This window comes from Paraburkholderia xenovorans (assembly GCF_046030735.1).
GTDB lineage: Bacteria > Pseudomonadota > Gammaproteobacteria > Burkholderiales > Burkholderiaceae > Paraburkholderia > Paraburkholderia xenovorans_A.
Map to the genome: position 1 here is coordinate 15,789 of NZ_JAQQBV010000002.1, position 13,540 is coordinate 29,328.

Annotated in this window: 14 protein-coding genes; 4 read left to right on the forward strand and 10 right to left on the reverse strand. The window is 64.1% G+C overall.

Features of this window, described 5'->3' with window-relative positions:
* Nucleotides 1–125 precede the first annotated feature (125 nt).
* The gene (locus PQQ51_RS01775) at nucleotides 126–434 is read left to right on the forward strand and encodes a hypothetical protein (RefSeq protein ID WP_408494310.1); all 309 of its coding nucleotides are present in this window, start codon (nucleotides 126–128) and stop codon (nucleotides 432–434) included.
* Nucleotides 435–544: 110 nt separating this feature from the next.
* Here the strand turns inward: PQQ51_RS01775 and sctC are convergent, their stop codons facing one another.
* From sctC to PQQ51_RS01825, 10 genes are all read right to left on the reverse strand, one after another.
* Nucleotides 545–2,461, reverse strand: a complete 1,917-nt coding sequence (gene sctC, locus PQQ51_RS01780; RefSeq protein ID WP_408494311.1) for a type III secretion system outer membrane ring subunit SctC — start codon at nucleotides 2,459–2,461, stop codon at nucleotides 545–547.
* The gene (locus tag PQQ51_RS01785; protein ID WP_408494312.1) at nucleotides 2,454–3,902 is read right to left on the reverse strand and encodes a helix-turn-helix domain-containing protein; all 1,449 of its coding nucleotides are present in this window, start codon (nucleotides 3,900–3,902) and stop codon (nucleotides 2,454–2,456) included. The genes sctC and PQQ51_RS01785 overlap by 8 nt, the downstream gene beginning before the upstream one ends.
* 290 nt (nucleotides 3,903–4,192) lie before the next feature.
* On the reverse strand, nucleotides 4,193–5,044 hold the full coding sequence (gene sctT, locus PQQ51_RS01790; RefSeq protein ID WP_408494313.1) for a type III secretion system export apparatus subunit SctT: 852 nt from the start codon (nucleotides 5,042–5,044) through the stop codon (nucleotides 4,193–4,195).
* Nucleotides 5,041–5,571, reverse strand: a complete 531-nt coding sequence (locus PQQ51_RS01795; protein ID WP_408494314.1) for a hypothetical protein — start codon at nucleotides 5,569–5,571, stop codon at nucleotides 5,041–5,043. The genes sctT and PQQ51_RS01795 overlap by 4 nt, the downstream gene beginning before the upstream one ends.
* Nucleotides 5,572–5,579: 8 nt before the next feature.
* Nucleotides 5,580–6,902: a FliI/YscN family ATPase gene (locus PQQ51_RS01800; protein WP_408494315.1), complete on the reverse strand. Its 1,323-nt coding sequence runs from the start codon at nucleotides 6,900–6,902 to the stop codon at nucleotides 5,580–5,582.
* Nucleotides 6,899–7,675, reverse strand: coding sequence for a type III secretion system stator protein SctL (sctL, locus tag PQQ51_RS01805; RefSeq protein ID WP_408494316.1), 777 nt, complete (start codon nucleotides 7,673–7,675; stop codon nucleotides 6,899–6,901). The genes PQQ51_RS01800 and sctL overlap by 4 nt, the downstream gene beginning before the upstream one ends.
* Nucleotides 7,669–8,286 (reverse strand): type III secretion protein HrpB4, encoded by a 618-nt coding sequence (locus tag PQQ51_RS01810; protein WP_408494318.1) that lies wholly within the window; start codon nucleotides 8,284–8,286, stop codon nucleotides 7,669–7,671. The genes sctL and PQQ51_RS01810 overlap by 7 nt, the downstream gene beginning before the upstream one ends.
* Nucleotides 8,283–9,080 (reverse strand): type III secretion system inner membrane ring lipoprotein SctJ, encoded by a 798-nt coding sequence (gene sctJ, locus PQQ51_RS01815; RefSeq protein ID WP_408494319.1) that lies wholly within the window; start codon nucleotides 9,078–9,080, stop codon nucleotides 8,283–8,285. Before sctJ ends, PQQ51_RS01810 begins: the two co-directional genes overlap by 4 nt.
* Before the next feature lie 9 nt (nucleotides 9,081–9,089).
* Nucleotides 9,090–9,518 carry a hypothetical protein gene (locus PQQ51_RS01820; protein ID WP_408494320.1) on the reverse strand — a complete coding sequence of 143 codons (429 nt, stop codon included), beginning with the start codon at nucleotides 9,516–9,518 and terminating at the stop codon, nucleotides 9,090–9,092.
* A gap of 4 nt (nucleotides 9,519–9,522) precedes the next feature.
* Nucleotides 9,523–9,984 carry an HrpB1 family type III secretion system apparatus protein gene (locus PQQ51_RS01825; protein WP_408494321.1) on the reverse strand — a complete coding sequence of 154 codons (462 nt, stop codon included), beginning with the start codon at nucleotides 9,982–9,984 and terminating at the stop codon, nucleotides 9,523–9,525.
* Between the two features lie 67 nt (nucleotides 9,985–10,051).
* Between PQQ51_RS01825 and PQQ51_RS01830 the strand changes: the two genes are divergently transcribed.
* The 3 genes from PQQ51_RS01830 (at nucleotide 10,052) to PQQ51_RS01840 (ending at nucleotide 13,503) form a co-directional block, all read left to right on the forward strand.
* The gene (locus PQQ51_RS01830) at nucleotides 10,052–10,180 is read left to right on the forward strand and encodes a hypothetical protein (protein ID WP_408494322.1); all 129 of its coding nucleotides are present in this window, start codon (nucleotides 10,052–10,054) and stop codon (nucleotides 10,178–10,180) included.
* Between the two features lie 244 nt (nucleotides 10,181–10,424).
* Entirely contained in the window at nucleotides 10,425–11,477 is a 1,053-nt protein-coding gene (gene sctU / locus PQQ51_RS01835) for a type III secretion system export apparatus subunit SctU (RefSeq protein WP_408494324.1), read from the forward strand.
* A gap of 58 nt (nucleotides 11,478–11,535) precedes the next feature.
* Nucleotides 11,536–13,503 carry an FHIPEP family type III secretion protein gene (locus PQQ51_RS01840; protein ID WP_408494325.1) on the forward strand — a complete coding sequence of 656 codons (1,968 nt, stop codon included), beginning with the start codon at nucleotides 11,536–11,538 and terminating at the stop codon, nucleotides 13,501–13,503.
* The last annotated feature ends 37 nt before the right edge of the window (nucleotides 13,504–13,540 follow it).

Below are 13,540 nucleotides of genomic sequence, written 5' to 3' on the forward strand. Positions count from 1 at the left end.
TGCGGACGAACCGATTGATTTGCACGCCATTTCGCGTGCGGCGCATGAGTTTCGCTAACAGCGCATGCGGGCGAGGACGACAGCGCTATGTTGAGCACTCACGTCAACTGCCTGGAAAAAACACTATGAGCATGCACGTCACCAGCCACCCGTCATCGGGTAGCTCGCATACTTCGTCACATGGTTCTGAAGAACCCGGTTCGCCGTCGTCGCCTCACAAGCCTTCGAGCTCGCATGGCTCCAGCGGCGCGGACGACGCCGGCGATGTCAGCGGTCTCGCCGGCGACGCCGCGGGCGCCGCGGCAGGTGCGGGCGCAAGCAGCAGCGATCTCAACACCCAGTTGCAGAACTTCATCGTTCAGGTCGGACAGGAAATCCTCAAGAGCGGCCAGGACGCGTGGGCCAACGCAAAAGACGACGATGACGACAGTTAAGCTGTTCCCGGCGCTGTCGTAGTCGAAGTCATAGTCGCGAAACTGTCGATGCACCGCCTGACCATTCCATCGGTCAGACCGTGCATCGCTTCGGCGTGGGTGCTACGCGTTCATCCGGGCTGCTCGTCGGAGGGCGCATTGATCACACGCGGCGTAACCAGAAAGAGCCGCTGAAACTTTTGCCCCTGATTGCTTTTGTAGCGGAACAGGCCGCCGATCCATGGAATCTTCGAGAGCCCCGGCACGCCGGTCGTCCCGTTGGTCTGCTGATCCACCACATAGCCTGCTATCAGCAGGCTCTCGCCTTCGTTGATCAACGCCTGCGTATCGATGGTGCTGTTCGATACGACCGGCAGGTTGCTCACTACGTCCGACGTCAGTTGCCCGTCCTCGATATGCACGTTCAAACGGATGCGCGTCGAGTCGGTGCCGCGCACGATCATCGGCAGCACGCGCAGCGACACGCCCGCCGAGATGCTGTAAAGATCCGCCGACTGATAGCCCGACACCGGCACGTAGAACGTCTTCTTGTTGTCCATCACCGCTTCGACGTTGTCGAGCGTCGCCACTTTCGGGCTCGCGTTGATGGTCGCCTGATTGGTCTGCTCGAGCGCGGTTACGCGTGACAGCAGATACTTCCCCGCCCCGCCGATCACCGCGGTAAACACGCCGCCTGCCGGCGTACCGAGTACCCCGGCCGTGCTCGCATCGTTCGGATTGTTGAAACCCTGCGGATTCAGCGAGCCGGGATTGCCTGCCTGCGCATTGAGCCCGTTGCCCAACTCGAAATCGACGTGACTGTTGTGCACGCGCCAGTCGACGCCAAGCTGCTTTAACGCATCGTCGGTGATTTCGATGATGCTCGCGTCGATCTCTAGCACCGCCGGCCGCGTGTCGAGCGACGCGATCAGCGACGCGAACGCCGCCATGCGCCGCGGCTGCGCGCGCACCAGGATCGAATTCGTGCGCGGGTCGGGCTGGATGATCGGCTGTTCGGTCAGTTGCTCGCTCAGTTGTCCGCGTGTCTGCATCTGGCGCGCGGGGTTGCCCGCGGCTGCGTCGTCCGAGGCGTCGCCGACACTGCGCGCGCCGCGCGGCAAAGGCGGACTGAGGCCGCCCGGCGTCGCCCCTGCCGGGGTGCCGCCGACGAGTCCCTGCAAGCCCGTCGTCCAGTTGCCGTCGCTCGCGGGCGGCGCCGGGCGCGGGCGGCTGCCGCCGTCCGGAGAACCGCCGTCGGCATCGCCCACCGAGCGCAGCCGGTGCGCATTCGATTGCGGCGCTGTCTGCGAATCCGACTGGTTGCGTCCGTCGGGATCGTAGAGACTGCGCAGGATCGTCGAGACGCCGCGAATCGTAATCGACTGTCCGTCGATCGACACCTGGTGATCGCTCGCCCATGCGTAGCGCAGCGGGAAGATCCGCACGACCTGATCGGCCTGCTGGGTCGTATGGCCCGCATCGACGAGGCGCGCGACATCGGTCACGAGTTCCACGTATCGCGGCGGACCGGAAACGATGGTAGTGCGCGCGCTGTCGTCGAAGCGCAGCGGAAAGCGCCGGTCGGCGACGCCCAGACGTGTCAGCGATGCGCGCAGTTCCGCATTGCTCGCCTCAGTCAAACCGATCGTCGCACTCGTGATCTCGTTCGCGCCATAAATCCGCAGCACGGCGCCATCGAAGTAATACACGAAGCCGAACGTGCCCGCGAGCCGGTCGAGCAGCGCTTGCGGGCTGGTCTGAAAATGGCCTGACACGTTGCCCTGCACCTGCGGCGATATCCAGGTGGGCAAGCCCGAACTGGCGCTGACGTCGCGCAGCACGTCCTTCAGATCCTTATGGTCCGCGACGTAGTCGAGCTCTGTGGTTTGCCACGGCATCGGCGCGGCGTGAGACGCGGCGCTGAGCGCGCCCAGCGCGAGGACCGCACCGCGCAGCAAGCTCAGCACGAAGCGGCCGCGAGGCGGGCTTGCAGACGCGGTTGCAAGCGCGGTTGCGCGCGTGGGGAGCAAGTGTGGGTGCTTAGCCATTGAGCGTCTCGGACGGCGATTCGTTGAACTGCTTCCGGTAGCTCTTGACCAGCGTCGAGCGGCTGTTCACGCCCCAGCGTCGCGCGGTATCGAGTACGGTCACGCCGCCGCGCGCGTCGGTCCGAAGTTCGTCGCGAATGCCTTCGAGACGCATCTGACGGATCAGCGCACCGGGCGACACGCCGAGCGAATGTTTGAACATCATTTGCAACGCGCGTTCCGTGACCTGGATATGAGCGGCGACTTCACGCGTGGTCAGGCCGTGATCGGCAATGTGTTCGACGATGTAGCGGTAAGCGCGCCGATATTTCGCCGGCAAGCGCATCGCAATATCGTCCGAGCTGGTGGGCGCGCTCGCGCTGCGCCGCGAGCCGGCCACGGGCGCCTGCACGGCTTCCGAGCGCAGGCAATGCAGCGCCTCGCGCGAGTAGCTGGCATACAGCTGCAACGCGCTTTGCATCTGGCCGCGCTGCTGCGCGACTTTCGCTCGTGCATAGAGCAGGTCGAGGTTCCAGCGCGGCGCGACGCCTTCCATCTCGCGCTTCGTCAGCGTATCGAGCAGGCGTTCGGCCATCGCGCCGAAGCCCCCGCCCAGCGCGGCGAGCACGGCTGCGATCTTCGCTTCGGCCGGCACGCTGTGGCCGGGCCAGAATGCGCCGTCCGCGGCAATCGCCGCAAGGCGCAACGACGCGGCCGCGTCGCCGTCGGAAACCGCATGCAACTGACGCAGATAGTCGAGATGATTGTCGATGAGCGGCCGTGGCACACGCGTCGCATGCAACGCTTCCGGCGACAGGCGCTGCGCAGCCGCCCCGGTGATGAATGCGTCGGACTCGCGTCCGGATTGCCAGAAAGCATGGTCGGCGAGGCAAGCCGAGCCGCACACTTCGATGCGGACCGCGCAGTCCAGCGCCAGCAGCGCCACCGTGTCGCGCCACAACGGATCGTCGGCCTCTCTCGCAAGCTGCCCGGCCTGTTCGAGTGCCTCGGCGGCGTGGCGCTGCTGCCCCATCAGGTGATGCACGATACCCATGCCGATCGACGCTTCGATCGCCTGTTCGAGGGTCGCGCCGTCGTCGCTCGCCATCCGCGCAAAGCAGCTATGAGCCGCGAAATAGCGGGCGCGCTTGAGGGCCTGCCAGCCCGCATTGCGGCACGACATTATCCGCAGACGATCGTCGGCGCTGCGGCATGCCTTTTGCGCACGGCGATATTCCTGCTCGGCTTCCTCGTCGCGATCGAGCAGCAGCAGCGCATCGGACACGGCCAGCAGGCGGTCGCCGTCACCTTCGATCAGTTGCCGGTTACCGCGATCCGACACGTCGGCGACGCTGTCGTAAGCGCGTTCGGGGTCGCCGTCGAGCAGCGCAGCTGCATAACGCGGCAAGGTCGCTTTCGCGGCGAGTGCCGCGACCAGCGCAAAATAGATCTTGATCACCATGGGGTAGCCCTTGAAAGAAAGCAGTCGATCCGCCCTTCGCCAGTGCCGGTCTGAAAACTGCACATTCAAGCGAGCGCGTGCCTTCAAGACTACGCAGATGATTCATCCCAATTCTCAACAATACTGCCCTAAATTCTCAACTTTTATTCCACTTCGCTAGCACCTTGAAAACGTCATATCGGCGTGATGCAAACGCCCTGCCCTTTGGAGTAAAAGGTGCATCGCGTGTACTGGAATATGGGCGTTAAAAGTTCTAGACGCGCTTGCTTTCAATTACATTTCTATTTGCGTTATTTGGGCTTTTCGCTGGGTCCGTGATTAGTTAGCAATCCGGATATCTCAGGCGCGAATCCGCGCATGTTCAGCGTCGCGCGAACCTGCGAGGCAATCACGGTGACCAGCACGATCAGCAGCAGCACACCGACGACCCCACGCACCGGCTGGCTCAGCGAAGTGGGTTCGAGCTTGTCGGCCGCGCGTCCGATCACGCCGAGACCGATATCGATCAATACGAGCACGAGGATCACGGGCGCGCATAACTTGATCGCGGTGGACAGCACCGTATTGCCCTGATTGACGAGGAAGTCCATGGCAGCCGTGCTCGCCGTCACCACGCCGGGCGGCAGCGCGTCCGCAAGCGGCCACCATCGGTACGAATCGAATATCGCGCCGAGCAGCATCGTCATCCCGCCGGAGACGTAGAACAACGTGATCGCGAGCTGCATCAGCACGTTCGACACCGGTGTGTTCTGTTCGCCTTGCAACGGATTGGTCATCTGCACGTTGTTGAAGCCCGCCAGATTGTCGATCAACGCGCCTGCGGCCTGAGCGGTCCAGAAAATCGTCGATGCGGCGTAGCCGATCACGAGACCGATGAACGCTTCCTTGCAGGTGAGCATCAGCAATGCGGCGGGACTGAGATGGTCGAATGCGTCTGGAGTCTGCGACGCGGCAATAAAGCCGCTCAACAGATAGGTCACGCCCGCGCGCGCGAGGCCCGGCAACACCTGTGTGCTGGTCGCGGGCAGAATCAGGAACACGACCATCACGCGGATGCTCGACAGCGCGAACATGTAAAGCAGCCCCTGCACGTTCTCGTGAAGGCCGCCCAGCGCATTCAGCAGCGGCGAGAGGTCCATCATGCCGCTGCGCCTCGCGATTTCTCTCTTGCAGCCGCTTCGGCGCGCTTGCGGCGGGCCCGTAGCTGACGCCCTGACGACGCTTCCGCTGCTTCATCGTCGGCCTCGGCTTCGGCGGCCTGCTGCAACGCCTGCTGAAGCTTCGTACGCAATGCGCGGCACGCATCGAGCGAAGTCTGCGCCCGCGTCGTCGCGCGCCGTGCCTCGTCAAGCGCGGCCTGTTGCGTTTGCAGATATTGCGCGGCTGCGGCGCAACCCGCATTGGCGGTGTCGGCGTGCTGAAGCAGCAACGCTCGCGACGCCTCGTGCGAAAGGTAAATCGCCGCCGTGAAGCCGCCGGGTTTGCGCATCGCTTCGGCTAGCTCGGTTGCCGCCTCGGCGACTCTTGCGAACGCCGCGTCCCGCGACGTCTCCGCCTGCGCGATCGCATCCTGCGCAGCGGCGACGTTCGCGGCGCATTGCGCGACCGCTGCCTCGGCCTTTTTGACGGCACGCTCCTTGATGCCGATGATCACATTCCACGACCGCATGCGCTGGTTCATTGGCCGCTGAACTCGCTGACGAGCGCCGAGGTATTGCCGGCATCGGTGGATTCGTGGGTTTTCTGGCTGAGAAACGACTCCAGCCATTCGTGCTGCTCGATTGCCTGGTCGGTCAACGGATCGCTGCCGCTCTGATACTCGCCCACTTGCAGCAGAGTCTCGACTTCGGCATAGCGCGCCATCAACTGCCGCATGCGAGCGGCGCCGTCGCGATGCGCGTCGCTCACGACCAGCGGCATCACGCGGCTCAGACTGTTCAGAATATCGATTGCCGGATAGCGGTTGCGCGCGGCGATCTCGCGCGACAGGATCAGGTGGCCGTCCAGAATCCCGCGCACTTCTTCCGTCACCGGGTCGCTGCCGGATTCGTCTTCGGCGAGCACGGTGTACAGCGCGGTGATGGAACCCGTCGCGCTGGTCCCCGCGCGTTCGAGCAGGCGCGGCAATTCGGCGAAGATGGACGGCGGAAAGCCGCGTCGCGTCGGCGGCTCGCCCGCGGCGAGTCCGATCTCGCGCTGGGCACGTGCAAAGCGCGTGAGCGAATCCATCATCAGCAGCACGCGCAAGCCCTGGTCGCGGAAATACTCCGCGACGGCCGTGCCCACGTAAGCCGCTTTCGCCCGTTCGATCGACGAGCGGTCGGACGTCGCGCATACCACCACGGTGCGCGCCATACCGGCCTCGCCCAGGATCAGCTCGATGAACTCCCGCACTTCGCGGCCCCGTTCGCCGATCAGCACGATCACGTTGACGTCGCAACTCGTGCCGCGCGCGAGCATGCCGAGCAGCGTGCTCTTGCCGACGCCCGCCGGCGCGAAGATGCCGAGGCGCTGACCTTCGCCGAGCGTCATCAGCCCGTCTATCGCCCGAATGCCGGTGACGAACGGTACTTCGATCAGCGCGCGTGTCATCGGGTCGGGGGCGCTGGCGTAAACCGAGGCCTCGGCCAGCGCTTCGATCGGACCGGCGCCGTCGATCGGTTCACCGAGTCCGTCGATCACGCGCCCGAGCAATCCAGGCCCGACGCCGATGGACAGCGGTTTGCCGCTGCCGTGAACGCGCGTGGTGCGCGACAGGCCGACCGTGCTGCCGAACGGCGCGAGCAACGCAAACTGCCGGTCGAAGCCGACCACCTCGGCGAGTTGCAGGCGCTTGCCGGTGCCGTCGCGCAATTCGCAGATCTCTCCCAGCGACGGATCGATTCCGCCCACTTTCAGCAGTGTTCCCGATGCCTCGACGATCTTGCCGATCTGGCGGCTGGCGGGAACGGCGTCCAGCGATGCGTCGAGTTGCGCGAGGAAGTCCATGGCGGTGCTCATGCGCTCGCTCCATTCGAATACAGCGCGGCTTCTTGTGCGTGCGGTTCGATGCGAGGCTGCGGCACGGCCTGCGGAGCGGGCGCGGTCGTGCTACGCGCGTTGTGTTTCAACGCACGGCGCAGCGCCGTAAGCTGTGCGGGCAGACTTGCGTCGAGCACGCCGCAATCCCACTCGCAAATGCATGTGCCGGGCGCGGCGTCCGGGTCGATTCGCACGTCGAAGCCGCCTTTCCATCCGGCCTGTTCGGCGACCTGCTTCAACATCTGGCGGGTCGGCGCATGGTCGAGCGCGCAGACCGTGAGCGTCACATAAGACTCGCTGTCGATCACGCGCGCGAGCGTTGCGCCGACGCGCGCGAACAACGCGTCGCGATCGCTTTCCAGCACCACCTGTTCGACAGCCTTCATGACCAGACCCGCAAGCCGTTCCTGGGCGATGCGGGCGCTCTGCTGCTCGTTTCGAATGCGGCTCTGGATGGTTCGATGAATCTCGTCGATACCGCGCTGCAGCCCCGCCGCATAACCGAGCCGGCCGCTGCTTTCGAATTTCTCGTCGAGTTCGGCAGTGAGCGCGTCGGCCTCCTGCCGCGCGGCCTCGACGATCGCGGACGCTTCCTCGCGCGCCGCCGCGAGCAAAGCGTCGGCGTCCGCTCGCGCCTGGACGAGCGTTGCGTCGAGATCCATCAGCGTGGCAAATTCGTCGCCGCTCAGCACATCCTGATCGATGCCGAGCGACCAGCCCTCGCGGGCCGCGTGGTCGAGCCAGATCACCATGAGAGTTCCGGTACGAGCGCTGTCACGCGCTCGAGAAAAAGCGGGCCGTCGAGACCCGGCGTGAGCAAGGTTCCATCCGTGGGTTGCCGGTCGAGTGGAATGTGCAAGGTCATCAGATGCCATACGCCCGGATCGTCGACGCAACCGTCCGCGCGCAGCAGCAACAGCCCTTCCCGGACCAGCGCCGGCGCATCGAGCGAGGCGGGAAGCGGCAACGCGGTCGCGCCGTCGTGCGTGTCGGCACGTTGCAGCGCCAGCAGCGAAGCAGCACCCACGGCGGCACGCATCGCGGCAAGCGCGTTGCGGTCGATGCAGCGACGCACCGCGGTCCGGCGCGCATATAACGCACGCACGGCGAGGACGCGGCGCAGCAACGCGGGCTCCAGCACGCCCAGCCGGTTGCCGGGGCGCGTGAACGCATCCACCGGAACACGCCTGGGGCACAGAAGCTCACGTAGCCAGACGAAACCCGTGCCTTGCGTCGCCGCCGGCGGCGGCAAGCCCGGCAGCACGCCGCGCAACTCGATATCGAGCCGGCGCAGGCGCGTTTCGTAGGCGCGCAATGCGTTCAGGACCGGCGTCAGCATCGCGTCGTTCGATTCGGCATTCACGTCGGCGTTCCGGGCGATGGCGCCTCAGTCGCGGCAGCCGGTGAAGGACGATTTACGCGGGTACGTTGCAGCACCTGATTCATCGCGGTACCGACGGCGTCGCGGAACCACCATATCAACCCGCCGGCCACGGCGGCGACCAGCAGCGGTATGCCCCACACGATCCACGGCGACGGCGCACGCGAATGCACGCTCGCGTTCGCCGGCGCGGAGCCGGGCACCAGCGTGACGCTGACGTTGTCGTACGTGAGCCCCTCGACGCTATGCACGACGAGGTTCTTGATGCTCGGCGTGAGCGCGCTCACATCGGCATCGGCGGAATACTTGATGAACACCGCCGCCGACGACGGCTTGACCGACGTCGACAGCGGATCGTTATTCGGCAGCACGATCTGCACGTTCGCGAATTCCACACCGTCGATGCGCGTGAGCATCGACGCCAGTTGCTGCGACACGCCGTAAATAAAACGCACGCGCTCTTCGGTCGGCGTGGAGATCAAGCCGTCCTTCTTGAACATTTCGCCCAGGTTCGAGTATTTGTCGCGCGGCAGACCGTGCGCGTGCAGCACCTGGATCGCTTGCGCGAAATCGTCGCCGGGCATGGTGACGGTCCACGTCTTGCCGCCGTCCGGCGAACTCTTGTCCGGACTCAGGCCGGCCTGCATCAGCACCGACAGCATGTCGTCGGCGTCCGCTTCGGATAGCTGCGCGTACAACTGTTTATCGCAGCCGGCCAGCAGCACGGCCGTGACGAGCATCAGCAGCATCGACTTACGTGTCCATAGCGATCGCATCACATCGCCTCACTGATTCTTCATCAAGTTCTGGACCGCGCCCTTGCCGCCCTGCGCGAAGCCCACTCCCATCTCGATGGTCGTCATCATCTCCGCCATCTTGAACTGCAGTTCGACGGAGCGCGCCGCGAATTCGGTCGGGTTCAGCGTCTGCGCATCTTTCTGAAAACGCTCGATATCCTGCGCGATGTCGCCCACCACACCGTCCTGTTGCGCGACGATCTTCGCCAGCGCCGTATCGTGCGGATGCGCATTCGCTCCGGCGCTCGCGCTCAGTTTGGCGGTGTCCATCAACGCCTTGAACTTCGCGGTGGCTTCGTCCGTCGCGGGCGCCACCTGGGGCACCGCGTTCGCTGTAGCCGTACCCGCCTTTGACGCGGCCTGAGTCGCGGTTTCGATCGCGTGAATCGGCGCTATCGCCGAGTGCGGAATCAGCATGGTCTCAGGCTCGCAAAAAATGGGAGTGGGAAAACTGCTGCAGGACCGGGCGTTCGACGACTTCGCTCACACGCGGCTCGGGCTTGTTGCCCATCAGCAGATTGACGAGTGCGATGGACTCGCTGTCTTCGTTTCGCGCCACCACTTCGTTCGCGAAGATGCGCCAGCTCGGATCTTTCATCGAGAACAGGCAGATCGCCATCAATGCGCTGACGTACGCATTAAACGGCTGCTGCAGCGTTTGCCCTTCCAGCGTGCGCAGAATCTGCGCGGCCTGAGGGAACTGCTTGCGGGCGATCAGAAGCCACACATCGTAGACCTGCAATTCGCGAAAGCGCGGCCGCATCAATTGCAGCGCCGAGAGCAGGCGCTCGGATTCATCGAGGTAACCTTTGTTCACGCTGGTCACCAGCAGTTCTATCAGCGCCGAGACAAGCTTGTCAGGACAGGCGGTCAGGTTCAACACGTTTCCCCCAGAGAGCGGCGCCGGACAACGGAGCACGCTCGTTACGAATGCGGCAGAAGCTACGGAAATGAACGAACACAGCGGGACTGGCCGCGTGTACCTCGGCGTGGGACTCTGCGCCTTCGGTGCAAGAGCCGCGCTGTCGGCTTCGTTCAGGCGCTACGTTATCGGCACCGGCGCAGCGCGGTATATCTAGCAAGCGAACCGGGCCGCCACTGAGCGAACCGACGCACGCAGCTCACGCCAGGCTCACACGATGCCCACACCAGGCTCACACCAAGTTCGCATGAAGGAAGCGTGCTTCGCTTGTCGCGGCGCACAGCGCTCATCGCGGGTCGCACAATCACGTGGCCGATCTCCGTGCGACATGTGCAGACCCGGCGCTCTATCGAACACCCCGGCAACGATGCCCGGCCACGCCGCCCAGACGAAGGACGTTCATGTCGGATGAAAAGACCGAAGCCCCAACAGACAAGAAGCTCGAGGACGCACGCCGCGATGGCGAAGTGCCCAAGAGCACGGACCTTGCCGCGGGGGCACTGCTGGTGGCGAGCTCACTCGCGTTCGCGCAAGCCGGCCCCGGCATGGGCGACCATCTGCGTGTGCTGATGCGCATCGGCCTCGACGTGAAGCGCGCGAGCGCGGCGGATTTCGCGCCGTTCGCCGCGATCCTCAGCGTGGCGAAGCAAGCTGCGGAACTGTTGCTGCCGATCCTGGGCGTTGCGTTGCTGACGCCCGCGTGCGCGCTGCTGTTGCAGACCGGCGTGAACATATCGTTCAAGCCGATCGAACTGAAGATGTCCGCCATCAACCCCAGCTCGGGATTGAAGCGCATTTTCTCGGTCAGATCGTTGATCGATCTGATCAAGATGATCATCAAAGCCGTTGTACTGATTGTCGTGCTTTACAAGGCGGTCACGGGTCTGGTGCCGCTGATCTCCGGCGTGGGTTACCAGCCGCTGATGGACGTGGTCCAGGTGTCGTGGACGATGATCTGGCGCTTCCTCGCGATCTCGGGCGCGGCCTATATCGTGCTGGGCGCCGCGGACTACGGTATCCAGCGATGGCTGTTCATACGCGATCACCGGATGAGCAAAGACGAAATCAAGCGCGAAAGCAAGGAGTCGGAAGGCAACCCCGAACTCAAGGGCAAACGCAAGCAGATCGCGCGCGAAGACGCGCAGTCGACGCCGGAAAAACGTATCGACGGCGCGCAGGCCGTCGTCGTCAATCCGACGCACTTCGCCGTCGCGCTGCGCTACGCACCGGAAGAGCATGGCCTGCCGCGCATCATCGCGAAAGGTGTGGACAACGACGCGCTAGCCATTCGCGCGGCTGCGGAGCAGTCAGGGATACCGATTATCGAAAACCCGCCGCTTGCGCGTGCGCTGTACAAGGTGCCGCTGCAGGACGCGGTACCGGATGCGCTGTTTGAAAGCGTCGCCGAAGTGCTGGTATGGGCGAACCAGATCAGTCAGGCAGGCATTGTATGAGCACCTCCGGCGCAGCACCTCACTCCACTCGCCTCTTTCGCGCATTTCAAGGTTAAGCATGAGCACCATGAAGCTTCAGCTCTCAGGCCATTCCGGCGAAATCAGCGTCGCCGCGCTGATCGTGGCGGTCGTCGCGCTGATGATCCTGCCGCTACCGACGTTCCTGATCGACATTCTGCTCGCGATCAACATCATGCTCAGCGTCGTGCTGCTGACCGCTACGATGTACATACCGAACGCGACCACACTGTCGTCGTTTCCGTCGCTGCTGCTTTTTACGACGCTGTTCCGCCTGTCGCTGAACATCGCATCGACGAAATCGATTCTGCTGCATGCCGATGCCGGCCACATCATCGAGAGTTTCGGCCAGCTGGTGGTGGGCGGCAACCTCGTCGTAGGTCTCGTCGTGTTCCTGATCATCACGACGGTTCAGTTCATCGTGATCGCCAAAGGTTCGGAGCGCGTGGCCGAAGTCGGCGCGCGTTTCACACTCGACGCGATGCCCGGCAAGCAGATGGCGATCGACGCCGACGTGCGCGCCGGCACCCTCACCGCCGAGGATGCGCGCGAGCGTCGCGCGATGCTGGCGGTCGAAAGCCAGTTGCACGGCGGCATGGACGGCGCGATGAAGTTCGTCAAAGGCGACGCCATTGCCGGGCTGATCATCACGATGGTCAACATTTTTGCAGGCATCGTGGTGGGCACGTCCTATCACGGGATGACTGCCGGCGAAGCGGCGGCGCGGTTCTCGGTGCTGTCGATCGGCGACGCGATGGTGTCGCAGATCCCGTCGCTGCTGATTTCGGTGGCGGCCGGCGTGATGATCACGCGCGTGGCGAGCGATCACGACAAACCACGCTCGCTCGGCATGGACATCGCCGCGCAGCTGAGCACCAGTTCGCGCGCGCTTTCCACCGCCGCCGTGCTGTTGTGCGGTTTCGCGCTCGTCCCCGGCTTTCCGTCGACGATCTTCGTGCTGCTGGCCGCGCTGATTTTCGGCGGAGGCTACCTCGTGCGGCGCAAGACCGGGGCAGACAGCACAGCCAACCAGGAAGCGCTGCCTTCACTGCAGCGCGAGGGCATCAAGAAAGCCGCCGACAGCATCCTTCGCGTCGCGCCGGCGTTCGCGGCGCCGCTTGCAGTGAAGCTCTCGACCGAGCTCGCCGCGAAACTCAATCCCGAACGGCTGAACGAGGTCTTCGAGAAAGGCCGGCAGCAAGTCGTGGAGGAACTCGGCTTGCCCTTCCCTGGGATCGTGTTCTGGGCCTCCGACGCGCTGCCGGGATTCGCGTACAGCGTGCTGATCCACGACGTGCCTGTCGATACGGCCGATCTGGGCACGCTGGCCGATCCATCGGGAGGCACATCGGGGAGCACACCGGGCGAGGTCGATATCGAAAGCATGATCGGTGCGCACGTGATCCGGCTATTGCGCCACGAGGCACGGCTCTTTGTCGGCGTGCAGGAGACCCAATGGATTCTGGAACGTGTGACGCTCGACTATCCCGGTCTGGTTGCCGAAGTACAAAAGGCACTACCGGTGCAGCGTATCGCGGAGGTGTTGCGACGCCTGCTCGAAGAGCAGATCCCGATCCGCGATATCCGCTCCATTCTCGAAAGCATGGTGGTGTGGGGGCCGAAAGAGAAAGACCTGATCATGTTGACCGAATACGTTCGCGCGGATCTGGGCCGCATGATCGGGCATCGCGCGTCGCAAGGTTTGCGCAAGATGCCGGCCATCGTGCTGGATCAGGAACTGGAGCAGACCATCCGTCAGGCGATCAAGCCGACACCGGCCGGCAATTATCTGACGCTCGAACCGCGTCAGGTCGAGATGATCATTCAAAGTCTCGAACACATGGTGGCGGACAATCCGCCGGAAAATCTCGCGGTCGTAACCGCCGTCGACATCCGCCGCTATTTCCGCCGGATGATCGAGCGAAGGTTGACCTGGCTCGACGTGTACTCGTTTCAGGAACTCAACGGCGAGATCGACCTGCAGTTGTTCGGCAGTCTGACGCTCTGATCCGCGTCGGCCGTTTGTGCGCTTTTCCCCGACCCAC